The sequence below is a fragment of the Cardinium endosymbiont of Culicoides punctatus genome (assembly GCF_004354815.1).
Lineage (GTDB): Bacteria > Bacteroidota > Bacteroidia > Cytophagales > Amoebophilaceae > Cardinium.
Map to the genome: position 1 here is coordinate 1 of NZ_QWJI01000055.1, position 23,391 is coordinate 23,391.

General features: G+C 32.7%; 21 protein-coding genes. 9 read left to right on the forward strand and 12 right to left on the reverse strand.

What is annotated here, in order from left to right:
• Positions 1–106: 106 nt before the first annotated feature.
• Both CCPUN_RS04205 and CCPUN_RS04210 read right to left on the reverse strand, forming a co-directional pair.
• Complete coding sequence (locus tag CCPUN_RS04205) at positions 107–451, reverse strand: DUF6444 domain-containing protein (protein ID WP_133282323.1); 345 nt, start codon at positions 449–451, stop codon at positions 107–109.
• Between the two features lie 60 nt (positions 452–511).
• The gene (locus tag CCPUN_RS04210; protein WP_133282324.1) at positions 512–1,171 is read right to left on the reverse strand and encodes a DUF6444 domain-containing protein; all 660 of its coding nucleotides are present in this window, start codon (positions 1,169–1,171) and stop codon (positions 512–514) included.
• Between the two features lie 48 nt (positions 1,172–1,219).
• Here CCPUN_RS04210 and CCPUN_RS04215 point away from each other — a divergent pair, with 48 nt between their 5' ends.
• A complete protein-coding gene (locus CCPUN_RS04215; protein WP_133282325.1) occupies positions 1,220–1,648 on the forward strand; it encodes an IS66 family transposase in 429 nt (142 codons plus the stop codon).
• 507 nt (positions 1,649–2,155) lie between these two features.
• Positions 2,156–2,458 (forward strand): IS66 family transposase, encoded by a 303-nt coding sequence (locus CCPUN_RS04220; RefSeq protein WP_133282326.1) that lies wholly within the window; start codon positions 2,156–2,158, stop codon positions 2,456–2,458.
• Positions 2,459–2,646: 188 nt separating this feature from the next.
• On the opposite strand, the gene CCPUN_RS04225 is transcribed toward CCPUN_RS04220, so the two are convergent.
• The 3 genes from CCPUN_RS04225 to frr all read right to left on the reverse strand — a co-directional run bounded on the left by CCPUN_RS04225 (position 2,647) and on the right by frr (position 6,128).
• The gene (locus CCPUN_RS04225) at positions 2,647–4,170 is read right to left on the reverse strand and encodes an Npt1/Npt2 family nucleotide transporter (protein WP_133282327.1); all 1,524 of its coding nucleotides are present in this window, start codon (positions 4,168–4,170) and stop codon (positions 2,647–2,649) included.
• A gap of 223 nt (positions 4,171–4,393) precedes the next feature.
• Positions 4,394–5,158, reverse strand: coding sequence for a hypothetical protein (locus tag CCPUN_RS04230; RefSeq protein WP_133282328.1), 765 nt, complete (start codon positions 5,156–5,158; stop codon positions 4,394–4,396).
• 409 nt (positions 5,159–5,567) lie between these two features.
• Complete coding sequence (gene frr, locus CCPUN_RS04235) at positions 5,568–6,128, reverse strand: ribosome recycling factor (protein WP_133282329.1); 561 nt, start codon at positions 6,126–6,128, stop codon at positions 5,568–5,570.
• A gap of 319 nt (positions 6,129–6,447) precedes the next feature.
• On the opposite strand from frr, the gene CCPUN_RS04240 reads away from it, so the two are divergent.
• From CCPUN_RS04240 to CCPUN_RS04250, 3 genes are all read left to right on the forward strand, one after another.
• Entirely contained in the window at positions 6,448–7,935 is a 1,488-nt protein-coding gene (locus CCPUN_RS04240) for an Npt1/Npt2 family nucleotide transporter (protein WP_133282330.1), read from the forward strand.
• A gap of 279 nt (positions 7,936–8,214) precedes the next feature.
• The gene (locus CCPUN_RS04245; protein ID WP_133282331.1) at positions 8,215–9,870 is read left to right on the forward strand and encodes an AAA family ATPase; all 1,656 of its coding nucleotides are present in this window, start codon (positions 8,215–8,217) and stop codon (positions 9,868–9,870) included.
• Between the two features lie 229 nt (positions 9,871–10,099).
• Positions 10,100–10,354 (forward strand): hypothetical protein, encoded by a 255-nt coding sequence (locus tag CCPUN_RS04250; RefSeq protein WP_204594665.1) that lies wholly within the window; start codon positions 10,100–10,102, stop codon positions 10,352–10,354.
• 31 nt (positions 10,355–10,385) lie between these two features.
• Here CCPUN_RS04250 and CCPUN_RS04255 read toward each other — a convergent pair whose 3' ends face one another.
• The 3 genes from CCPUN_RS04255 to CCPUN_RS04265 form a co-directional block, all read right to left on the reverse strand.
• Positions 10,386–11,690 carry a UDP-N-acetylmuramoyl-tripeptide--D-alanyl-D-alanine ligase gene (locus CCPUN_RS04255; protein WP_133282333.1) on the reverse strand — a complete coding sequence of 435 codons (1,305 nt, stop codon included), beginning with the start codon at positions 11,688–11,690 and terminating at the stop codon, positions 10,386–10,388.
• Positions 11,691–11,722: 32 nt separating this feature from the next.
• Entirely contained in the window at positions 11,723–13,249 is a 1,527-nt protein-coding gene (locus tag CCPUN_RS04260; RefSeq protein WP_133282334.1) for a BamA/TamA family outer membrane protein, read from the reverse strand.
• A 178-nt stretch (positions 13,250–13,427) separates the two neighbouring features.
• Positions 13,428–13,649 carry a DUF2795 domain-containing protein gene (locus tag CCPUN_RS04265; protein ID WP_133282335.1) on the reverse strand — a complete coding sequence of 74 codons (222 nt, stop codon included), beginning with the start codon at positions 13,647–13,649 and terminating at the stop codon, positions 13,428–13,430.
• Positions 13,650–13,873: 224 nt separating this feature from the next.
• Between CCPUN_RS04265 and CCPUN_RS04270 the strand changes: the two genes are divergently transcribed.
• The gene (locus CCPUN_RS04270; protein WP_133282336.1) at positions 13,874–15,115 is read left to right on the forward strand and encodes an FtsX-like permease family protein; all 1,242 of its coding nucleotides are present in this window, start codon (positions 13,874–13,876) and stop codon (positions 15,113–15,115) included.
• A gap of 35 nt (positions 15,116–15,150) precedes the next feature.
• On the opposite strand, the gene CCPUN_RS04275 is transcribed toward CCPUN_RS04270, so the two are convergent.
• From CCPUN_RS04275 to CCPUN_RS04285, 4 genes are all read right to left on the reverse strand, one after another.
• Positions 15,151–16,362: a hypothetical protein gene (locus CCPUN_RS04275; protein WP_133282337.1), complete on the reverse strand. Its 1,212-nt coding sequence runs from the start codon at positions 16,360–16,362 to the stop codon at positions 15,151–15,153.
• A gap of 156 nt (positions 16,363–16,518) precedes the next feature.
• Positions 16,519–17,160, reverse strand: a complete 642-nt coding sequence (locus CCPUN_RS04280) for a nicotinamide mononucleotide transporter family protein (RefSeq protein WP_133282338.1) — start codon at positions 17,158–17,160, stop codon at positions 16,519–16,521.
• 56 nt (positions 17,161–17,216) lie between these two features.
• The gene (locus CCPUN_RS04765) at positions 17,217–17,381 is read right to left on the reverse strand and encodes a hypothetical protein (protein ID WP_165941961.1); all 165 of its coding nucleotides are present in this window, start codon (positions 17,379–17,381) and stop codon (positions 17,217–17,219) included.
• Between the two features lie 78 nt (positions 17,382–17,459).
• Positions 17,460–19,730: a BamA/TamA family outer membrane protein gene (locus CCPUN_RS04285; RefSeq protein ID WP_133282339.1), complete on the reverse strand. Its 2,271-nt coding sequence runs from the start codon at positions 19,728–19,730 to the stop codon at positions 17,460–17,462.
• A 330-nt stretch (positions 19,731–20,060) separates the two neighbouring features.
• On the opposite strand from CCPUN_RS04285, the gene recA reads away from it, so the two are divergent.
• The 3 genes from recA to CCPUN_RS04300 all read left to right on the forward strand — a co-directional run bounded on the left by recA (position 20,061) and on the right by CCPUN_RS04300 (position 23,236).
• Positions 20,061–21,080, forward strand: coding sequence for a recombinase RecA (gene recA, locus CCPUN_RS04290; RefSeq protein ID WP_133282340.1), 1,020 nt, complete (start codon positions 20,061–20,063; stop codon positions 21,078–21,080).
• A 135-nt stretch (positions 21,081–21,215) separates the two neighbouring features.
• Positions 21,216–21,926 carry a lipoyl(octanoyl) transferase LipB gene (gene lipB / locus CCPUN_RS04295; RefSeq protein WP_133282341.1) on the forward strand — a complete coding sequence of 237 codons (711 nt, stop codon included), beginning with the start codon at positions 21,216–21,218 and terminating at the stop codon, positions 21,924–21,926.
• Positions 21,927–22,231: 305 nt separating this feature from the next.
• Positions 22,232–23,236, forward strand: coding sequence for a hypothetical protein (locus CCPUN_RS04300; protein WP_133282342.1), 1,005 nt, complete (start codon positions 22,232–22,234; stop codon positions 23,234–23,236).
• Positions 23,237–23,391: the final 155 nt, after the last annotated feature.

Consider the following 23,391-nt stretch of genomic DNA (forward strand, 5'->3'; position numbering starts at 1 on the left):
TTTAAAATCAGGTTTTGGCTTATTTTATGATTTTTTGTGTAAAAATATCATGAGACAACCCTAAAAATATAAACATTTATGTAATAAATAGAGAAAATAAAAAATCTCAAATTTTTGTGCGAAATGTCGGTTTAATAATGGTAGTAGCTGGAATATGAGCTATAGATTGGTGACATGATCGGCACGCAACCACTTCGTGAATAATTTTCGCATCAGGAGTATCTATTTGTTCAAGCGTATTGCCCTGGTGACCTTGTTGACCACCTGTCGGACGCACGCCAGGTGTACGCAAAGACTGAGGAGTAGGCTTTTTAGACAAGCCATCACTAGAGGGTGGTTTCGAGCTATTCCTGCTGTCCAGCCCTAAACGACGTTCTAGAACAGCTAAACGTTGCCGTAAAAGCTTATTTTCTGATTCCAGTTCCGCTATCCGTTTATCTTTTGCATCCATATCACATATCTAACAAATGGTACTCAATAGTAAGAAAAAAATTTTGATATACCTGAAAAGTCACGAAAATTCAAAAAAGGTACCTGGGGAGTTACCTAGAACCTCTTGTTGCAATGGGGCAACCGTATGAGAAAATGCCTCATTCATTTTAACAAGTGTAGCTGTTGCAATACGCAATCCAAATACATCTTGGAAAGTTTGTTGCAAGCGATCTTCTGGAATAAATTGCTGATTTAACAAATAAACGGCTAACGCTTTAACACGTGATCCATACTGTACAGGAGCTGTAACATCTTTAGGAAATGCAGCTACTGTTTGATGACCACATGAACATATTTTAATCTCAGCTTGATGTTCTGTTACCAGAATCTTAGGAGCAGGGATATCGAAGACTTGGCGCTTAATAATGGTAGTAGCTGGAATATGGGCTATAGATTGGTGACATGATCGGCACTCAACCACTTCGTGAATAATTTTCGCATCAGGAGTATCTATTTGTTCAAGCGTATTGCCCTGGTGACCTTTTTGACCACCAGTAGCATGTTGACCAGGAGTACGCAAAGATTGAGGAGTAGGCTTTTTAGACAAGCCATCACTAGAGGGTGGTTTCGAGCTATTCCTGCTATCCAGCCCTAAACGGCGTTCTAGAACAGCTAAACGTTGCCGCAAAAGCTTATTTTCTGATTCCAGTTCCGCTATCCGTTTATCTTTTGCATCCATATCACATATCTAACAAATGGTACTCAATAGTAAGAAAAAAATTTTGATATACCTGAAAAGTCACGAAAATTCAAAAAAGGTACCTGGGGAGTTACGGTTCTAGAGCAACTTAAAGGTGTAGCAGTAAAACACGTGGATGAGTCGGGCTTTCGTATCGGTGGAAAAACACAATGGCTACATGTGCTTAGCTCAAAAGAAATGACCCACTATCGGTCTAGTCCAAAACGTGGAGCTCATATAAAAGATGTACAAGGTGTTATTGTCCACGACCATTTTAAGCCTTACTTTACCATCGATAATGTTAAACATGGTTTGTGTAATGCGCATCATTTACGAGAATTAAAGGCTTTAGAAGAAGTGGACAAAGAACCATGGGCTCCTAAAATGAGTAAACTCTTAAAGTGGTTAAGTAAGATAAAGGCCCCTCCATTAAAAATGGTATTTACATTTTATCCCACATTCCGCACCTTTTTTTAGATTCTTATTAATTAAATTAAGATCAATTGATAACATCAAAACTATTTAATATTACTTCAAAAACAACATTTTGTAGAATATATTGTTTAATGAAACACTCATTTCATAATGAATGATTAGGTTTGCTTCCTTATTATACTAAATAAAAAGTTACCATACAATAGTAAAGCAAAAAATTATTACTAATTAGTAGTTTCTAAAACTTATACTCTGTACAAAGTTTTACTTTGGCTATGAAAGTATATTACTATACAATTATAAAAATTATTAGTAATCAATTATAAAATAATTGTAAGATTTGCATTTTTTGGTGCGGAATGTGGGTTTTATGATTACATCATCAAAGAGGGGTTGTTGTTTCACGAAAGCAAAACGGCATTGGCTGGAAGAAAACGACGACCAGGTCATAATTTCAGGACTTTCGCACTTTTAGTTAAAAACACTGTTTATAGACTAGTCTATAAAATAGAGAAATGTTAATATTATTGATTATAAATACTATAAAACATGTCCATGTCTAAAAATGCAAACACAATTATCTGTTTTGCGAAAGTCCTGAATTTATTAATAAGGCTACGAGATTTTAAAGATGCAGTACTCAGATTTTTAACTACACCAGAGGTGCCTTTTACAAATAATCAAGCTGAACAAGATATTCGCATGATTAAAGTCAAACAAAAAATCTCGGGGGGATTTCGTACCCAAAAAGGGGCAGAGATGTTTTGCACTATTCGTGGATTTTTATCAACAAAACGTAAACAAGGGACCAATTTGTTTCAGGCTATTCAACAAGTATATGCTACCGCTTAAGTGAGGCACCTGGGGAGTTACGGTTTTTTAACAAAATAATCCTAAAACTGGTGTTTTCTTAATACAAATATAACATATTTAATATTGAAAACCAAATTATTTTATGATATTGCAGGGCCGACTATTTAGAACGCAAAAACATGATGGTGGGATTATTTTATAATGGATTAAGATTTAAATCGAACTGATTACCTCCGCGAATGATTCATCGAATCATTCTTGGTGAGTAATAAATGGTATTCTTTTGATAGCGTTCTAACGGCTATAATCCATGTAATGCATATGAACAAAAACATGATAGCCAAAAATGGAGATATTTGATCTGGTTGGGCATGAGTAAAAATAGTATAACACACGACTTGTAAGATGGCACCAGCTGATTTACCGATTTTTCCCCCTAAAATGTCAACAGAAGCTTTTCCTTTTGCACGCATTTCTTTATCTAGAGGAATGTAAACCATTTCTTTGGTTATATCAAAAAAACAATATTTAGCTCCTTTAGCTAACACATTTTGTAAACCACCAATGGCTACAATAGCAAATAAAATAGATATACCCATTACATGAGTTGGTAATAACTTAAAATAGTTTAGTACTACTAAAGCAAAGAACATACTTCCCATAATAAGTGTTATAATAGGTGTTCCAAGGGCTGCTCCCTTCCAGCCTAATTTTTGGGTAATAGCATTGCCTACAAATGAACATATAAGTGTAAAAATACCTGTCCAAAATAGAACCTTCCCTTGGTAAGTAATGAAAAGAGCTGGGTCTTTTCTGTAAAAAAGACTTGTTTCATGCAACCAAATTCCTTCAATTAAATTGATAACCATAGAATAAGAAATCATTAACACACAAATTAATCTTAAATATTTAGATTGTGCAATCATTTTAAAGCTTGTCCATAATCCTAGTTTTAATTTAGATGGTACATTTTCAACTTCCTTGTCAATTTGGTGATATATAATACGTGTTTCTACATATCTATGTAAAAAGAGTACAAGAATACATAAAAGAATAACAATAGTTATAAGGGAAGCAACCTGAAGCGTTGTTCCTGTTTTATAAACACCAAGAAATGGCAATAAAAAATGGTCATTACGAGAAAAATAAACCATAATGCTACCAGAAACCAATAGATTGGCTTGTCCGAGTAGATTGAAAACAAAGTAAAATCTACTAGCCTCTTCGGTTTTTGTTATCTTATTTGCTAACTGCCAATATAATAGGGTAAAAATAATCATTGGCCATAATTCACCCATCATATAAAAAAAGACCAATATCCATTTACCCCAGATTATAAAGAACCACTTAAAATGAGGATATAACTGAACATAATTGCTAATAGTATTCGCGCTTGGATGTAATAGTTCTTGGTTGGGAAATAAGAAAAAGCCAAATAAGCTAAAAAAAAGCAGAAAAAAAAGCATGACTCCCCTGAAGATATTTTCTTCTGTTGTCTTATTGCATAATATAGTGTATATAATAACGAACAAAATGCCAGCTGGCATTTCAATAAAAAGCTTAATAAAGCTCAAAGCTTCTGCCCCTATCATGGTAACAACTAAACCGTCTTTAATACCACGAATTAAGTTTTGATTAAGCAGTATAAAAAACATCATGACTGCCATGGAAAAAAACTTTGGCAACTCTCTTCTCTTAATAGGAAAAAAAAGTTCCCTCCATTTTTTTCTTGTAATGCTGGTTTCTTTCATGTACTAAAGTAGTTTAGAGATATATTCATATTAAGAATGATTGCCTATTTTGATAAAATAATTCAGAATCACCTAAATGAATAGAATTCAGTAGGGTTAATGCACATGCTTACATAAGCATTTTAAGGAATCAACTGCTCCGTTAGTACTTCATGATGTTTTTGTATGCAATGGCTAGTTGTATATAAACTAAATTATTAATTATTCAATAGTGCACAAAAACTTAGGTAGCAGTATTTCCTAATAAAAGCATTACTAGGCTGTGTGCGACCGAATAAGGAATAATTTGAATCATACGCATCGTTAAACCATTGAAAATTACACGAAAGTTTTTTTCTACTACAACATTTTGTTTAAGCCTACCTATCCAAGTCATAGGTATTTCTGCACCACAATTTTGTGTGGCAATAAGATCAAACGGCATAGTTAAAACGGATACACCAATTCCTGCTATAGAACTAACAAGTATATTCATGCCCATACCGGTCATGTTTTTTGTAATTTCATACCCTAATACAGCAGCTGAACAGGCAAGTATATTTCTCAAAAGTATTGGTGTAATAATATCTAAAATTTTTGCCTCTCGTTTCATTAGCGGTCCTTTATTAGCAGTGATCTCCCGTGCTTCACTATATACTGTAACAACTGTTTCTACGCCACCAGCTAAAAAGCATTGCCAAACGACCAATAGGATAAAGTTCGTTATAGGAAAGTAGTTAAGAGATAAAAAATAGAGCCATTGGGCAATTCCAAAAGCAAATGCCGCTATAAATTGTCGCAATGCGTAAATATGAGCTCCAGAGAAGAAAATCTTAAAATTTCGAATATGGATATACTTTGTAATAATGGCAGAATATGATTCTTTCGTCTCTTGATAAACCACTTTTATAAATTGAGTAGGGGCAACTAAATAGGCAACAACCATACAGGCTATACCATGTGCAACTGGATCAAGAAATAGGCGATATAGAAGACTGTTTTGCTGCATCTTGTAAATTAAAATATAAGTATTAAAATTGATTGAACTAAAGTGACCTCATGTTTTCCCTTAAAAAAACATTATCGCTATCTTGTAAATTTTCAGATAAAGATAAAAAATGATTTTCAAATCTTTATGGTTATAAAGTAGCATTATTAGTCCTAAGACAAATAAATTCATATATTCAGCTGCTTGCCGAAACCCTTAGTGCAAAACCAACCCAAATCTTTGAGACATGAAAAAGGTCACTATTTAAGACCGTACGTTAGTAACGTGGCTTAAAACAAAGCAATTTACCACTTTTTATTGAAATTATCAAACAAATTACAGCTCCTTGCATTTATATGACTAAAGCTATTAACCATTATTTTCCATTAGTGATATGAATTCTAGTCTGATACCTTATAAAGGTAAAAAACTATACGGTCATTATATCAGATTCCTTTAATTCTAGTAATTCATTAATTTTATTAATAAAATCATCCGTTATTTCTTGTAGTTTTTTTTCTGAGCGTTTTATTTCATCTTCTGGTATACCATCTTTTTGCATGGTTTTTAATATTTCCTTATAATCACGACGAACATTTCTAATAACGATCCTTCCTTTTTCTGCTTCATTTTTAACTAATTTAACTAGATTTTTTCGTCTTTCCTCAGAAGATGGTGGTAGGGTTACTATTACCATACGGCCATCATTTCTAGTAGAAAATCCAAGTTGACTTTCTGAAATGGCTTTCTCTATATGTGGAATAGATTTCTGTTCCCATGGTTGGACTATTAAGGTCCGTGCGTCAGTAGCACTAATGGAGGCTAATTGATTTAATGGTGTAGGATTTCCATAGTATGTTACCATTAATCCTTGAAGCATAGCAGGAACGGCTCTACCTGCATTTACTTTCGCAAAAGCTTCTTGTGTACAAAGGTAGGCTTTTGCCATGTTATGTTTGGCGTCATCTAAATGTTGTTGAACTACTTCCATGAATAGATAAAAATTATAATATACTAAGATTGTATTAGCTCCTTACTTTTCCAAATATAACAATGCTTAACGGTATATCTATATGATTGGGAAAAATTGTCTAGTCGATTTTAAACTATTTTCTATACTTTTTAGCGGAAATCTATTCGTTCACATTGGAGTCTATCATGCATCTATGGAATATAAGAGCCTGTTTTGGATTTTATTATCCATCATATAATCTTTGTGAACAAGTTTTTTGTATCAATGCATATGGGAAACTCGTTAATATTTCTTAAATTTGGAAAGTTTGTGGAGTGAGCATTTTAAGTTTAGTATTATGGAATATCCTTCAGAATCGTGGTTTAAAAAGTGGTTTAAGCTCATTTTTCCAGTAAAAAAATCTGAAGTAAAAAAGGTTTTTTTATTACTTTTCTTAAAGTTCTTAATCTCTCTTGTCTATTGCATGTTAACAACGCTCAAAGACACCGTTCTAGTTACTGCAAGTCAATCTGCCGCTGAAGTCATTCCAATTGTAAAAGGTTCTATTGTTTTTCCTATTTCTATAGCTGTTATCGTGCTATATACGAAACTAAATAACCATTTGAAACAAGCTACCCTTTTTTATGCCACGATCCTCCTTTTTTTATCTTTAATACTGATATATAGCTTTATTTTATACCCAAATGCAGATGCATTCAGTCCACATGCTACGGCAGATTGGCTAATTTCCTATACAGAAGGTAAATACTTACATTGGATTGCCGTATTGCGTCATTGGATACATGTTTTATTTTTTGTTATTGCAGAACTTTGGGGACAAATTGTGTTAATGGTACTCTATTGGAGTTTTGTTAATAATGTTTGTAAAATTCATGACGCCAAGCGCTTCTATGCCATATTTATTGCTGCGGGAGATATCGCGTTAATTGTTACGGCTCCTCTGATCTTAACATACACTAAAAAATATAGTCATGTAGACTTTTTATGCACTGTGCAAGCTTTAGTGGGGTATATTATGTTTTTTTGTTTGGCAATTGTTTTTACCTATTGGTGGGCAAACCATGCTATTAAACTAGATGGGGTTGGAGCAAATAACTTAACTACTACACCTAAAAAGTTACGTTTATCTCTTTTGGGTAGCTTAAAACATGTTGCCTCCTCCAAATATTTGATGAATATTGCCATTATTATGGTCTCATGTGGACTTTCTATAAATATTGTGGAGGGAACCTGGAAATCCTACTTAAAAGAAACATTCCCAAAGGCAGCAGATTATCAAAGCTTTGTTTCAGGAGTTAATTTTTGGACAGGTATCATAGCATTAATTATCTCACTCTTTTTCAGTGGTGGCATATTAAGAAAGTTTGGTTGGAGAACAGCTGCACGTATAGCACCAGTAATCATTGGTATTATGGGGTGCATCTTCTTTTTAATGAGTTATGGTAAAAATAACGTTCCCTGTCTGATAAATTGGTTAGGAGCCAGATTCATCTTATGGATTGTTATTTTTGGCGGCATACAAAATTTAATAGCAAAATCTGTAAAATATGCTTTTTTTGATAAGACAACTCAAATAGCCTATATACCACTTGATCCAGAAACAAAGGTCAAGGGGAAAGCGGCTGTAGATGTATTAGGATCTCGTTTAGGTAAAGCAGGGTCTTCATGGATACAGATTACACTTCTAGAACTTTTTCATACCAACAGCATTCAACCTCTTTCTGGCATATTGTTTATAATTTTACTTATTGCTATTATATTTTGGTATAGAGCTACCGATAATATTGATAAGCAACTTGCAATCTTTGAAGCGAAAGATACTTAATCCTAAAACTATTTACCCACAAAAAGATAGGAGAGGAGGTTGAAATTGTATAGATACCTTAGCATAAACCAGCAGATCAACACTCTAATGGACATACTTTCTTAAGTCATTTGACAAAACTTAAAAAAAAGCTGGTAAATTACCACAGAAGGCTTCTGCTTTAACTAAAGTTGACGGGAACGCTATCAAAACTGAGTAAGATTGACTTGCTTGGAAAATTTATGATAGCGTATGCAATCAACGACAGGGCAAGAAAAAGAAGATTAAAAAGATAAAATCATGCACAAGATAGATGCACTACCTATTGGTTATTCAGATGTTAAAAGGGTTATCAGAACAGGCTATTATGTAGATAAAACCCGATATGCTCAAGAATTGATAGAAAAAGAAAATCCTGTATTTATAGCTAGGCCTAGGAGGTTTGGGAAGTCTCTATTTATTGATACACTGGCTACTATATGCAATGGAGAACAGGAGATGTTTAAGGATTACCATATAGGTAAATCAGAAAATAGCTATCAGTGGAAGAAATATCCAGTGATTAATTTGGATTTTTCAGGGTTATCTAATAACACATCTGAAGAACTAAGCGCATCTATTAAAATGGTATTAAAAGAAATAGCCATTTCATATAGCCTAAAAATAGAAGCATTTACTGTTAAAGATATACTTCGTAGTCTAGTATTACAATTAATAAATTTAAATCATGCTAGAAAAAATGGAAATGTAATATCTATTTATGAGCCTAAAATAGTAGTATTAATAGATGAATACGATGCGCCTATTGTTCATCTAGCTAAAGGATCTGGCCTAGAACAGGCTAGTATCAAAGTCATGAAAGATTTCTTTATGACATTAAAGTCCCTCAACAAACATTTTAAGTTTACTTTTATCACTGGTGTAAGCAAATTCAGTTTATCTGATGTTTTTTCGGGGGCTAATCATTTAAATGACATCACGATTAGCAAAAATGCAGATAGCATGTTTGGATATACTCAAGAGGAAATATTATCTACTTTTTCCCATAATATACATGCTATTGGTTTGGAATGGACTAAAAAAGAAAGTCAAAAAATCACTGATTTAAAAGTTATGGACCGTATGACGACACATTACAATGGATATAGGTTCCATGAAAATGGAGTGTCTGTTTACAACCCATGGTCTACACTTAAATTCTTTGAAAGTGGTAAACTAGAAAACTATTGGTATGAGTCAGGTAGTCCAACTATACTTATTAACCAGATGTTAGTAGATCCTGATAGATTTGATCTTAATATGGATAATCTACAAATAGAGGCTACCAGAGATGACCTTATGTATACAGGAAGTAGGAGTGAGATTAGTTTAAAATCTCTAATGTTTCAAACAGGATATTTAACCATTGACAATTATAATGAGTCTACTGGTCTATATACATTAAAATTTCCTAATAAAGAGATAGAAGAATCTTTTCGGAAGAGTATAAAGTCCAGTTTAGAAAAGAGTGTAAAAGATTATTTCATACAAGAGCGAGATAAAATCAGAAATGCATTGGCAGATAAAAAAATGGAAACATTTATAGATAATATCAATACAGCCTTTTCGACCCTTCCTTATTATATCGATACCAAACAGGAAAAACAGTTCCACAGCAATTTACATATGCTGCTACAAGGTTTGGGGTTCTTAGGCGGTAGGAAAATGCAAATGTATAGCGAATCACCTTCTAGTCAAGGTAGATCGGATATTGTTTTAGAATTAGAAAGAGTAATATATATTATAGAAATCAAATATAAATCCAGCGGAAACATAGCCTTAGCACAAATCAAAGCAAACGGGTATTATAAGCCTTACTTACTCAGACAAAAAACCATTATACTACTAGGTATTAACTTCAATGAAGAAACCAGAATGATAGATAACTGGGAGTATGAAGAGGTGAAGCGCATTTAGGAGCGTAAAGTCAATTTCTGGTATGTTTTACTTTAATTGTTATATAATTAATATTATGTTAAATAGAAAATAAAATTGACTTTCATGAAAAATATGAAAAATTTGTAAATATTTTTGTATACTTGTATGCGTAGCTACAACTATACTGCCTACATAGCTCATTAAGGCATATCGAGTCGCAAAAAAACAAATGTTTTAAAATTTGATAATGAATGCATTACATAAACTTATGCCACTATTATTAGTGGGACTTACTGCTTGTAATAAGCATTCTTTAGGAATAAATAAAAAAGATTTACGACTTTCTCTTAAGGCATCTTGTAAGCCTAATGATTGGGGTTCTAAAAATGGTGCTGCTTTTTTATATACTATAATAGAGGTAGAAGGAGATGATACTAAAGAGTTTGATCAAAAAAATAATGAAACGGAAAGGAAAAAATTCGAAATTTATACTATAAAAGAAGAATGTCATGACGACATATAGTGATTATTCTGAATCAGAAATAAACTAAAAATTAACGGATATGTTCTGCTAAGGTATGCATTGCTAGTGCGTTGGTTCCTTTTAAGAGAATAGCACTATGCTGAAAATTCCGAGTACATAAATAATCAACCAATATTTCTTTATTAGGAAAGCAATGTATGTTTTTATGGGGCTTTTTGCTTGCAGCAACTGTAAATAAAGGGCCACATAATAGTACTAAATTGTAACTTGAATGGCATAATTGTGCTATAATTTTATCGTGCCAAATAGCTGTTTTGCTACCCAATTCCGCCATATCTCCTAATATAGCAATGTAGTAAGCTGATTTCAGCTGTAATAGCGTATCTAGGGCTGTTTGCATGGAAGCAGGGCTGGCATTATAGCTATCAATAAGTAATTGATTACTACCTTTTACTACTAGTTCCATTCGAAAGTTTTTAGGAACATAAGTTTGAATGGCTTGATGAGCAGCTTCTATAGGTACCTTAAAATACTTGGCTACGCAAAGTGCAGCTGCTATATTATAAATATGTGGTTTGCCTAATAGGTTTGTTCTAACATGTGTTCCTTCTGGTGATCTGTAACAGAGATATGGGTTTTCAGAAACTAAATCAAGAGGTGCAAAGTCATTAGCTTGAGGATAGGTAACAAGATTGGGCAGTCGGGCACTCATGGGTTGCAGCAGGGTGTCTAATGTATTTAAAAATACAATTCCCTGAGTAAGGTAGAGGTAGTTATACAATTCTCCTTTTCCCTGTATGATACCTTCTAGGTTATAAAAACTTTCCAGATGTGCATCTCCAATGGCTGTAATAATGCCATGTGTAGGCTCTGCTATTGAACAGCACAATGCAATATCTTTCAATTGTGTAGCCCCCATTTCTACAACAGCTATTTCTGTATCTTGAGCCATAGATAATAGCGTCAAGGCTACTCCTATACTAGTGTTTAGATTACCTTTGGTAGCTACTGTTTTGTAAGTAGTATGTAAAACGCGCCATATAAGTTCTTTCGTGGTAGTTTTTCCATAAGATCCCGTTATACCTATAACAGGGAAGTGTATACCATATTGTCGTCGATGATAATTGGCTAAATAATGTAGTGTAGATAGGCTATCTTCTACTAAAATATAGGCAGATGATGGTTGCATATATGCTGGATCATCTATAATGGCATAACTGGCTCCTTTAGCTAATGCAGCTTCTGCAAACTCATTTCCGTTAAATTTGGTACCCCTAATGGCAAAAAAAAGTGAACCAGGAGAAACATTGCGAGCGTCAATCGTAACAGAACGAGTAATTAAATATTTTTGATAGATATATTCTATATCAGCCATAAAGGTAATAAGAAATAATAATGTTCTATAAGTTAATTATATGCTATAAGTGATGGCTTAGGTGCGATTTTATTTTCAAAACAACAAGTAGATAGTGTTACCGATGGAGCTAACTTCCCTAATAAGGCATTATATCCTACCTTACAATCTACAGTGATCCATTTAATAGTAGTATGTTGTAAACGGAAACCTAATCCACAAGTATCTATCAGTGTTGCATTCAACAGATTATAGTCTCTATCATATAGTGCAATCAAATCACTAAATCCAAGTAATGCGAAATATACATGATGTATTAAAATGGGTGTATGAAATGTGCTAAGTATAGAGCAATTGAGTCGTGCGTTTATAGGTTTTGTAATAGCATAAATAGCATTTTCTTTTTTTTGTCCACATAGTGATTCAGGATCACCTTTTCTAATACCTAAACTTCTTTCTTGTGGCATACGATAGCCCATTATATAATTTAAACGAAAAAACTGACGCATGCCATGACGTGTTGTACGCTGGTTAGAGCTAGCATAGTTAAAGTCTAGTTTTAATACACCTTCTTCTAAAGACTTGTGGTATAAAAAAGCACCCGTTTTGCATGAAAAACTTAGGTAGCCAAAGGCATTATTTGCTATATTTTTAATGCAGTTTATACCAACATATTGTCTATTATTAAATTCTCCTTTTTGATATCCATACAGTATTTCTATAGATTCTCCTTTGGGTATTGATTCAGAGGAATGTAAGGAATAAATGCCTTTTGCTTTTTGGTAACCATCTATTACACATTCTATTTTCCCTAAAATCAATCTATAATGATGATAGATGGCATTTTGTATGGCAGATACAGTAGGTCGTGTATGAAATGTTTTCTTATAGCCACCTAATGTTACTAGCCAATAGCAGGGAGGTAAATCAGTTTTTCTCTTTTTTATAAAAGACTTACCTAACCATAAATTTTTACAGTCAAAGGCATATGTATGGGCATTTTCAGTTTGTTTGTACCATTGCGTTCCTATAAAGTAGGTGCCATGTATTTGAGGAATAGCATATTCTAGGCCATAACCCCATCTTTTCTTTAAAAAAAATTGATTGTGAAAAATATGTCCATACCCACATATATTATTATGGGTTACAGTAAGTAGTGGCCCTTCCTCTAAACTTAGGGAAAGGCTCATCGGGAATTGGTCTCTGGTTCTTATAGTTATATCAACAACAGCTGTTTCATCTTCGAGTAGTGTAATTTTTTTTATAACTGATACAGATTTAAAATATGATAATGCTTCTAGTCTTTTACCTATACGTAATAACTCCTCTTGGCTTAAAACATCCCCTTGTTTTACCTGGATGTATTTATAAATTAATGATGGGTTTGTTGTAGGAGAAAGCCATGTTGCAAAACGTTGATATGGTCTTGGTTTAAGTGGAATCGGGTCCATAGCGCCTGTAGACTCTATAATTATTTTTCCAATTTTGTATTGATTTTCAATACTATTGCATGCTTTTAATTCGAATGAGATACAAAAAGAGAGGACAAAACCAACTGTTAATCCAATGATTTTCAACATACTTTTTATTTTAAAATTGGTATTATTCTCAAGTATATACAAAAAATTTGGATAAAAATTTTTGAATCTCTAAAAAATTTAGAATGGCTGGCTGGATTATTTATTTAGCAAATAGAAAAAATGATTGAGTAATTGATCATTTTTTCCCATTATTTGCTAAATACTCCATATTTAAGTTTTAGTATTCATCTTCATTAAAGATAAAATCATCACCTGTTGGGTAGTCTGGCCATATATCCTCAATCGATGTATATAGACATTCATCGTCTTCTAGCTCTTCTAGATTACGAATAACTTCAAAGGGGGCTCCAGACCTTTTGGCATAATCTATTAATTCATCCTTGGTTGCCGGCCAAGGAGCGTCTTCCAAATAAGATACTAATTCAAGCGTCCAATACATAATTTAAAAGTGAAAATATAATTTATTAAAGTTGCATTTTTTTTGTTACTCATTATTAGTCTTTTAAACTAATCTTTTTAGCAGTCAAAAATATAGTAAATTTTAACTCCATGCAAGTAAAAATGCACTATTTTTTTAGATTATTAAATCCATGGATAGCAAAGTAGCTATTTTTATTATCATTATAATTTTTGTTATTTTAACTACCAGAAATTTACTAGTACATGCATCCAGTTTTTTTTATAACCAAACGATATACCCAAAAGCATACGAAACAAACATTGGTTTATCGTTTATCTAGACTTTCTTGTTATAGTACAGCTTTAGCAACAACTATCCTACTATTGGTACTGTCCACAATGAATGGTATGGAAAAGCTATTTTCTTCTTTATTTTACGCTTATACCGTTGCATTGCGCATAGAAACGAAGACTAAAAGTTGTTTTTATAGGGATAACGAATTAAAAGAAAAAATTAAGCGCATGATTAACGTAACGGATGTAGTTGAAGTGTTAGAAACAACAGCATTGGTAGGGCTTAATGGCAAACAAGCTATTACAGTTATTAAAGGATTTTCTAATAATTTTACAGAAAGTGATTTTTATAAAAAAAGTATCCGCATGGATGCTACTTCTTTTTTGGATCCCAGCGATAATAAATATAAGGCTATTATAGGCACACATATTGGTAAATTATTGCAATTAGATGTGATTAGGAATCATACTATGTTAACATTTTTTTATCCTAAACGAAATGCTTCTCCTCATAGCATAAACCAACCTTATACCTATAGATGTAAAAAATTAGCAGCAGGTGGATTATTTTCTATAGAGCCTAAAATCGATAGTAAATACATTATTACCCCAATTGGTTTTTTAGAAGATTTAACAGATAGAAAAAACCAACGAAGCTATTGGGAAGTTGTTCTAAGGGATGAAACAAAAATAAAAAGTACCCAACAAGCTATACAACAGATATTACCAAAAGAACTAAAGATGAGTAATCGTTATCAACAAAATGAATGTAAAAACAGGGCTATTTTAATTGAAAAGTTATTTGTATACTTTATTTTTTCTTTAATAGTATTACTTACATCTTTTCATCTCTTTTTTATGCTTTGCATGATTATTTTAGCAAAGAAGAAAGATATAGCTATATTGTCTTTGCTTGGCATCACGCAAAATCAAATAGGAAGAATATATTTCTATAATGGATTATTGGTATCCTTAGAGGGCATATTATATGGTCTCTGTACCGCATTCACTATGTGTTTTTTACAACAAAAATTTAAAATAGTTCACTTTATTAAGCTTAAAACAGCTGGGGCTATTTCCTATCCTATGGATATACACGCATGTGATTTTATATATACGGCTATATTAGCCATTTGTGTTGGAATACTTGCATCTCTTTGGCCTATGAAACGTGCTATGGCACTAACGCAACACAACCAAAAAATCTATTAGACCTGTTGCGTAAGTCCTCGGCCCACTGAAGTGGACTAAAACCTACTCAAAAATCCATAATTGGCTGCGTAATGTAGGGTTGTCAACCGAAAATTACCACTATAAGATAATCCAAAAGAAAATCCATATTCAAACAATTGGTTCTTACAATCATAATAGGGTCTAAAAGCAGCTTCAATGGTTATGTCTGGAAAGGGTATCCAGTTTTTATGTAGCGATACCAATAGGAGCTCTCTGGATGGTTCATAGTAGGTTACTGTATTATTTTCTATCCGAATAGATTGATATAATGGATACCCCATATTTTCAGAAGAGAAATTAGTACCATGCCAATAACTCATTGATAACTCAACCCATCCCATAGCACAATTAAAAATATATAGCTGACCATACCCTCCTTTAGAGGGTCTATCAACTGTTTTTACATACCTATTTAAAAGTAAATAACCAGCACAAGTTATTTTTTCAAAAAAACTGTTTGGTGGCATAAAAGTAAACAATAAACCACCAGATCCAGCAAATAAACTATAATCTTTTATAGGGATACCTTGGCCTCCTAAATGATAAATAGCTAATTGAAATATTGTACATAGTCCTATCTTTTGAGTATGATAAAATTGATATCCTGTATCTAAATGAAATGTAAACGTTTCAGGTCTCGATTTTTTCTTTGATAGTAATGTCAACCAATCCAACCAACCAGATAAATAGGTTTTATCGCTTTCTACTCTAAAATGAATACCTTCTATAAAAGGCCTTCGTAGCAAATTATGAAAATTCCAAAGAGGTTCTATTAATGTAGGCTGGTAATCTTTGAGATAAAAAATACCCATTACAAAAGCATTACACTTGTTTTTATAATAGGTTGATAGCATGGGTGTTATGCCACCCCATGGTTTGACCTGTCCAAAATACTTCTTCCAAACCAACCCTATGTCAAGCCCTATATATGGAGTTATCTGTAGGGATATACTGGGAAAAAAATGTAGGCCAAAAATAGTTTCACCTTCCATTATTTTGTTAAAATACTCAATATTATCTACAAAATTGTAATTTCGGATGGTTAGCAAAAGATCCGTTGCATGATCACTCGGCAGCGTAGTTTCATCCCCGTGGTGTTGATGTATTACATCTTGATTTTTATAATCAATAGCATGTAGGGGAATTAAAGGAAGAAACCATAGTATAAGAACCACTAAATAGTCAATTCTGAAATATTCCCTAGAAGACCATCGAGTTGCTAACATCTATTTAATTTAAAATACTTACTTTTCTATGTCGAATTACCCAGCAGCGCGCGTTTTACTTTTTGAAGACAAAAAATAAGAACGAAATCCTTTTAAACTGGAAGAGTATATTAAAAAATAATTATAAATCAATAAAAATATTTCATTATATCCATACTATACCTTATGGATCTTATAAGATCTATGCCATTTTATTTGACCATAAATACCTATGAATACGAGAACCAAATGTTGGATACTAAGTATACTGGCACCAGTATGGTAGCATGCTATGGAAAAAGCTGCATAACGCAATAAAGCTATAAGCCATCTTTCTAACTTTTTATGTGACATAAACCACTTTTCTACAAGGCCAAAAGATAGATTAAAAGCATCTCCACAAATAGCAAAAGAAAATTTATTCGAATCTGTAACCATCATAATGATAAATATAAATCCAAGTGCACCAAGTATACCCGTGCCTATGGCATATAAAAGCATATGATTGGATGTGCGCGTTACATATAATGGTTGTTGATGGGGTTTGCCTCTCCATTTTATATGGGCATATACATTAAACGCTGTAGATATAATCGTATAAATTACTTTTCCATAGAGCCTTCTAACAAAATAGACCTTGATATTCATAAAAAGAATAGGATAGGTCAATATCCTACTCCAAATATTTTGACGTGCATCTAAAATATGCGCAAAAATAGATAAGACAACTAAAGTTATTTCCCATAGCAATTTTTTATCATTGCATAAAAGCAATTGACTATAATCGGCTATAGTGGCCCACAGTTGATCCAGATTCATAAAGAAAAGATATTGTATATAACAAAAGAATTTTATAACTGATATACAGAATATGTTTATAAAACATCTTTGAATTCCTCCGATTTAAGCTGATTGCTAGATTGAGCATGAATTTTGCCTATGAGTTCATAAACTTCTCGAAATGGCCTTTCAGATAATGCTTTAATGATTATATTGACTTCAGCGATATCTAATTTAAGATCTATTGTATTTGGTTTCATACGTGCACCCATTGCATATCCCACTAACTAATTAATAAAAAAAAATCATATACACAAACAAAACTTTCATTTTTTTCCTTAAAAAGGGTAACCAATAGTAAGGTTAAAGTTAACAAGTTTTGATTGCGAAATCAAACCAGAAGGACTACGTAACTTAATGGCTACATCCCCACAAAGTACAAAGGTATTATAAAAATTCAATCTTAACCCAAAACCACCCCCTATAGCAAAAGCTTTATAAAAATTATTAAAATTGAACTTTGCTTCCATTGGTGCATTTCTTGATAAACTCCAAGTATTTCCTATATCTACAAAAAGAGCTCCTTCTAAAAAGCCTATTAGTTTTTGACGAAGCTCTATATTCCCCAATAACAGCAAATCACCATTACCTTCTCTTATTTTATTTTTCTTAGATTGGCAATAACCAGGACCTATTTTATGTGTATCCCAAGCCCTAACGCCACTATACCCTCCAGCTTGATATTGTTTATCTGGATGAACTATGTCATTTTCTCCATAGACTATGTTTACCCCTAATTTGGTTTGACAAACTACCATAGTATCTTCCGTAAGATTAAAAGAACGTCTATGATCTAAGTCAAGCTTAATATATTGATAAAATTGAAATTTTCTTGGGAAGATCTTTTTTAAAGAAAAAATCTTTTCATATAATCCTCCATGTTCCACCCCAATGGAAAAAATCCATTTATACCTATTTAAAACATCTAAATATTCGTTAGCAGTAGTGTCCTTAATGGTAGATGCGAATCCTATGCTTGTTAAAAAAGAAGGTATTAAAATATTGTTTTCTAATTTATATTGAGCATTTTTATCTATCACCTTTGGATGTATATATGAGATCTTACAGGGTGAAAACTGGTATGAAATATTTTTATCTCTATGACGCCAGTCATAGATCAGTTCGCTATCTGTTTTTTTTCTAGTGTAAATTGGATTATGAATATAATTAAACCCAATATGCACTGCTGTATTTGGGCTAAAATCCTCTAATGCCACCTTTGCTCTTTCTGGCAAAGGCAATAAAAAATGTGGAGTGGTGTATTTAAGGCGTAATCCACAAGAAAGGTGTTTGTAAAAAGCCTGTTTTTTTCCTGTTAATTGTTCGCTTAATGAAACATTTGTTTCTATTTGTACAATACCAAGGCCTCCAAATAACTGCCTTATGGTAGGTATAATTTTAATAGTTGGACGTAATCGTTTAAGATTTAGATTAATACACTCCCCCCCTATTTCGGTCTGTACGATAACACGTTCATAAGGCTTCAAATATATATATATAACCAAATGATTTGCTTCTTTTTTAGGGAAAATAGTAATAGACTCAAATATACCAAGGCGATGGAGTCGCTCAGATGTTTCTAGAATCTTACTTTTATCATAAAAGTCTCCAGGTCGAATAGCTATTTTATGGACTAAATCTTTAAGTAAGTGTTTAGCTGATTCAATTAGAAATACAATCCCTTGGCATTCCTTCGTGAGTAAAGTAGTCTGTCCTTTGGTTTTATTTTTGGGAGTTAAATCTACAATAACACGTCCTACTTTAATCTTATTATGAGTTAATTGATTATCAGGTTTTTCTATAACAGTAGTAATGGCTATCGTATGATCATTTTGAGAAACTTCTGCTGTAAAATGACAATATGCTTCATTAAATTCAAAATATCCATTATTGGATAACAAAGTTATAATTCTCTCTTGTTCATTTATAAAATCTTGATATTGATATGGATTATTTTTTTTAATAAAACTTTCTTTCACATGCTTCAATAATATTTCTTTTATAGATGGGTCTTTGATATCTAGTTCTATAGATGAAATTTTATACGCATGCCCTTGCTGTATACGATAGGTCACACATACACTGTTTTTTTTAAAATCAGTTTGCGTAGTAATGATAGCATCTAGATATCCTTTGGAATGAAGATAGTCTAGAAATATTTTTTCATTCTGTTGCACATAAATTCGATTGTAGGCCATTGGCTTTTCTCCCATACGCATAAAGCGATTTCCATGTGCAAGTGCTCTTTCTTTTGACTTAATAAGTCTATCTCTCTGAGCAATAAGTTTAATTTTATCCTTCTCGTTAATAGCTTGATCTATTTTACTTTGATATACACGATTAATTCTAATAATTTTTGCTTGTATTTTTTCGGGATAAAAATGTTTTTCCCCAAGCTGGTATAACCATTTTTTTATTGGTATAAATAAAAAAGTGCTATGTGGTTGATAAATAGAATATTTTTTTAGTTCCTTTTTTTGAGTAGAACGGACACCTACTATGACCTCTTTAATAGACAAGGATTCATTTGCATGTACCTCTATTACCATGCAACCAGTGAATGATAATAGATATAGAACGAATAGTAAGAATTTTTCTTTTCTTCTTAAAAAATATGTTTTCAACTTCGACAGTTAATAGATAATTAAAGTTTTAAAATTGTAAATTAATTAAAAAATCTCATAATTGGTAAAGATGGCATGTTCAATAGGTGTCCCATGTATCATATTATCAAATAAATGTAGTATGTTTGATATACGCTGATTTTATTTTGCTTTGACTTTAAAATCTGGCAGTGAATCATGGGCAATCTTGGACTAACTTGTATAACTAGGCTAACTAAAAAATGAAAAAAATATTTTTCTAGCCCCTAAAACTATATGACCGATAATACAGAAAAATTAAAAGCGCTGCAAATTACCATTGACAAATTAGAAAAGACATATGGACGTGGAACAGTAATGAGATTAAGTGATAATCCCATAGTGGACATTCCTATCATTTCCACAGGCTCCTTAGGGTTAGATTTGGCATTGGGCATAGGTGGTATACCACGTGGCAGAATTGTTGAAATTTATGGTCCAGAATCTTCTGGTAAGACAACGCTATCTCTGCACTGTATAGCAGAAGCACAAAAAAAAGGAGGACTGGCTGCCTTTATTGATGCAGAACATGCTTTTGATAGAAGCTATGCAGAACGTTTAGGTATAGATACTGAAAATTTGTTAATCTCCCAGCCAGATGATGGAGAACAAGCACTAGAAATAGCAGAACATCTCATTCGTTCTGGTGGTATAGATATTATAGTAATCGACTCTGTTGCAGCATTGGTACCCCGTAGTGAAATCGAAGGAGATATGGGTGACAGCAAAATGGGGTTACAAGCCCGTTTAATGTCACAAGCATTAAGGAAACTTACAGGGACTATTAATAAAACAGGTTGTTCTTGCATTTTTATTAATCAATTAAGGGAAAAAATTGGGGTAATGTTTGGCAATCCAGAAACTACCACTGGTGGAAATGCACTAAAGTTTTATGCCTCTGTTCGTCTAGATATTCGTAGTATAACAGCTTTAAAAGAAAGCGACGGTACAATCTTAGGCAAACGTACTAGGGTTAAGATTGTAAAAAATAAAGTAGCACCTCCTTTTAGAGTAGTTGAGTTTGATATTGTTTATGGAGAAGGTATTTCTAAAGTTGGAGAACTTATCGATATCGGAGTAGAATTGGGTGTTATTAAGAAAGCTGGCTCTTGGTTTTCGTATGAAGACAATAAATTAGCTCAAGGAAGAGAAGCTAGTAAGGAGGTACTGAACAATAACCCAGAACTATTTGCAAAAATAGAAAGGGAAATTAAAGCAAAAATTTCTGAGATTACTTTTAAATCAAAAACGGATTGATTTTACTAAACTAAAGGTATTATTATTGCTAGCGGTTTAGAGTAAATTAGACCTTTATAAACATATATTTTGTAATGTCCTCTTAGGACATACTCCAGAACCGACTATTTCATATATTAGGCGCATCTTTACTACATGGTAGAAAATACAATAATAGAGGTCAAAAATTTAGGGTTAATAGCGTATAAAGAAGCACTTGCCATTCAAGAAGCACACTATCAGACAATTGTTGATAGAAAGAAAAAAAATAGCACTTTGCCTCAAGATGAGCAAGAACCAACTCCTAACTATTTGCTCTGTTGCGAACATTTTCCTGTATATACACTTGGAAGAAGTAGTTCTATAGATCACTTGCTTGTAGACAATGCTGTGCTACAAGCACAAGGTATTGCGTTATATAATGTCAATAGAGGTGGAGATATTACCTACCATGGACCTGGCCAATTGGTAATTTACCCTATTATTGATCTGGAGTTTTTTTTTAAGGACATACATCGTTACCTTCGGCTACTTGAATCATCTGTTATAGAAACGTTACGTAATTTTAATATTGTTTCTACGCAGCTTCCTGGATTTACAGGAGTATGGTTAAACGAAGATAAGAACAAACAATGTGCCGAGAGAAAAATTTGTGCGATTGGCATTAGAGTAAGTAGGTGGGTAACCATGCATGGACTTGCGTTAAATGTATGTAATGATCTAATGCCCTTCAGTCAGATTATACCTTGTGGTATAGCTAAACAGGTCACATCTATACAACAAGAACTAAAAAAAACGATTCCAATGCGTTCTGTTGAAGATATGCTAACCAAATCTATTATAAATAATCTTTTGGGTAACACATAATTATAATGGACTGAAAAAGTTAGGCAAAAAGGGGAAACTCCTAGCCATAAATTATTTTCATCCATAGCATTTGCTTTTATTTTTTCAGTTTATTAACTTTGAAAGTTGATTGAAATTTTATCAATAAGTCCTATCAAAGGCGCATCTTATCTTTGGTGTATTATTTCCCCATTTTTAAGTTTAAGCCTTATTAGGCCTGTGTTGCATATTAAGTAGATAGACGTTATGCTAAAAATAACATTTTGCATATACGTTTCTAATGTAATACAGTGATTTTCTGTTTATGCTTTTAACATTATGTAAAAATGAAATTCCGCCTTTTTATGCTCTTTTTATCTATTGTCCTAGCTATAAAATCATGCAAAAGCCCTGCAGCAAGTTCTAGCACAACAAGTGTCCAGGCTAATGGACCTGAAAAAGTGAATTCCGAACGTGGGAAATCTACAAGCAGCAGCAAGGCATCTGAAGAAGAGTATAAAGAAAAACCTTCCAAGCCAATTTTTTCCCTCAAAGACATTACTATACAAACTGGTAATACAGAAGAGATGATTTTAGAAGTTCAAGGGCCAATAGAGGGATATGTAGTTAAATCTATTACAATAAATGGCAAATATGATGTGCATAACTTTCAATTAAGTGCGCTAAAGAATCAATCCATACCATCTACTGGTTTAACATTTTCCATAAATCCAGTGAATACCTTAAGACCAGGTGCCTACAGATTAACAATAAAGGTCGGCAAAATAGGGTGTGGTAGTCGAGCTACAGAGCAATATATTAGTTGTACCATTACCATTTCCACAAAACCAGAAGAAACCAATCTCCCTTCCTCAGAACAACAGAAATGTACTAATAGTGATAGTAATAAAAAACCAGATAGGGTGTCAAAAGAGAAAAAAAAAGGTAAAAAGTCAAAAGCTAACGCAACAGAAGATGCAAACCTATCCGATCCAACACGGGATTTCCCTCTTTTTACAAAATCCTTGCCAGAACCTGATACAATTCCTATCTATACATTTCTATGTACAAACGGTCAAAATACTGTGATTACGTATGATTTAGATAATACCCTAGAAAAGTTTCAAATACAAACAATTAAAATCGTGAAGCAACCAAATGGGAAAAATTCTACTGCCCTCAACCGTTTTGGCCTAGATAAATATAAGAAGGGAGGAATATTTAATAAATCCATAACCATATCTACAAGTATTAATCAGTCGGGTATGTATCGATTGACTGTAGAGATTAAAAACACAAATTCATCAGAAACATGGATATCTGTATGCAATATACAACTTGGTAATAACTAAAATATATGATGACAGGTAACTCCCCAGGTATATCAAATTTTTTTTCTTACTATTGAGTAATATTTGATATGGATAAAATTGTTAAAGAAAATAACTTAAGTAATCAGTCCTAAAATATCATAAAATGTTTTGGTTCAATATCAATTACAAAACAG

Bases quoted from the DNA above. Each gene is read 5' to 3' on its own strand.
- CCPUN_RS04205 (WP_133282323.1), bottom strand. From the start codon at position 451: ATGGATGCAAAAGATAAACGGATAGCGGAACTGGAATCAGAAAATAAG.
- CCPUN_RS04210 (WP_133282324.1), bottom strand. From the start codon at position 1,171: ATGGATGCAAAAGATAAACGGATAGCGGAACTGGAATCAGAAAATAAG.
- CCPUN_RS04220 (WP_133282326.1), top strand. From the start codon at position 2,156: ATGTCCATGTCTAAAAATGCAAACACAATTATCTGTTTTGCGAAAGTC.
- CCPUN_RS04225 (WP_133282327.1), bottom strand. From the start codon at position 4,170: ATGAAAGAAACCAGCATTACAAGAAAAAAATGGAGGGAACTTTTTTTT.
- CCPUN_RS04230 (WP_133282328.1), bottom strand. From the start codon at position 5,158: ATGCAGCAAAACAGTCTTCTATATCGCCTATTTCTTGATCCAGTTGCA.
- frr (WP_133282329.1), bottom strand. From the start codon at position 6,128: ATGGAAGTAGTTCAACAACATTTAGATGACGCCAAACATAACATGGCA.
- CCPUN_RS04240 (WP_133282330.1), top strand. From the start codon at position 6,448: ATGGAATATCCTTCAGAATCGTGGTTTAAAAAGTGGTTTAAGCTCATT.
- CCPUN_RS04245 (WP_133282331.1), top strand. From the start codon at position 8,215: ATGCACAAGATAGATGCACTACCTATTGGTTATTCAGATGTTAAAAGG.
- CCPUN_RS04250 (WP_204594665.1), top strand. From the start codon at position 10,100: ATGCCACTATTATTAGTGGGACTTACTGCTTGTAATAAGCATTCTTTA.
- CCPUN_RS04255 (WP_133282333.1), bottom strand. From the start codon at position 11,690: ATGGCTGATATAGAATATATCTATCAAAAATATTTAATTACTCGTTCT.
- CCPUN_RS04260 (WP_133282334.1), bottom strand. From the start codon at position 13,249: ATGTTGAAAATCATTGGATTAACAGTTGGTTTTGTCCTCTCTTTTTGT.
- CCPUN_RS04265 (WP_133282335.1), bottom strand. From the start codon at position 13,649: ATGTATTGGACGCTTGAATTAGTATCTTATTTGGAAGACGCTCCTTGG.
- CCPUN_RS04270 (WP_133282336.1), top strand. From the start codon at position 13,874: ATGCATCCAGTTTTTTTTATAACCAAACGATATACCCAAAAGCATACG.
- CCPUN_RS04275 (WP_133282337.1), bottom strand. From the start codon at position 16,362: ATGTTAGCAACTCGATGGTCTTCTAGGGAATATTTCAGAATTGACTAT.
- CCPUN_RS04280 (WP_133282338.1), bottom strand. From the start codon at position 17,160: ATGAATCTGGATCAACTGTGGGCCACTATAGCCGATTATAGTCAATTG.
- CCPUN_RS04765 (WP_165941961.1), bottom strand. From the start codon at position 17,381: ATGAAACCAAATACAATAGATCTTAAATTAGATATCGCTGAAGTCAAT.
- CCPUN_RS04285 (WP_133282339.1), bottom strand. From the start codon at position 19,730: ATGGTAATAGAGGTACATGCAAATGAATCCTTGTCTATTAAAGAGGTC.
- recA (WP_133282340.1), top strand. From the start codon at position 20,061: ATGACCGATAATACAGAAAAATTAAAAGCGCTGCAAATTACCATTGAC.
- lipB (WP_133282341.1), top strand. From the start codon at position 21,216: ATGGTAGAAAATACAATAATAGAGGTCAAAAATTTAGGGTTAATAGCG.
- CCPUN_RS04300 (WP_133282342.1), top strand. From the start codon at position 22,232: ATGAAATTCCGCCTTTTTATGCTCTTTTTATCTATTGTCCTAGCTATA.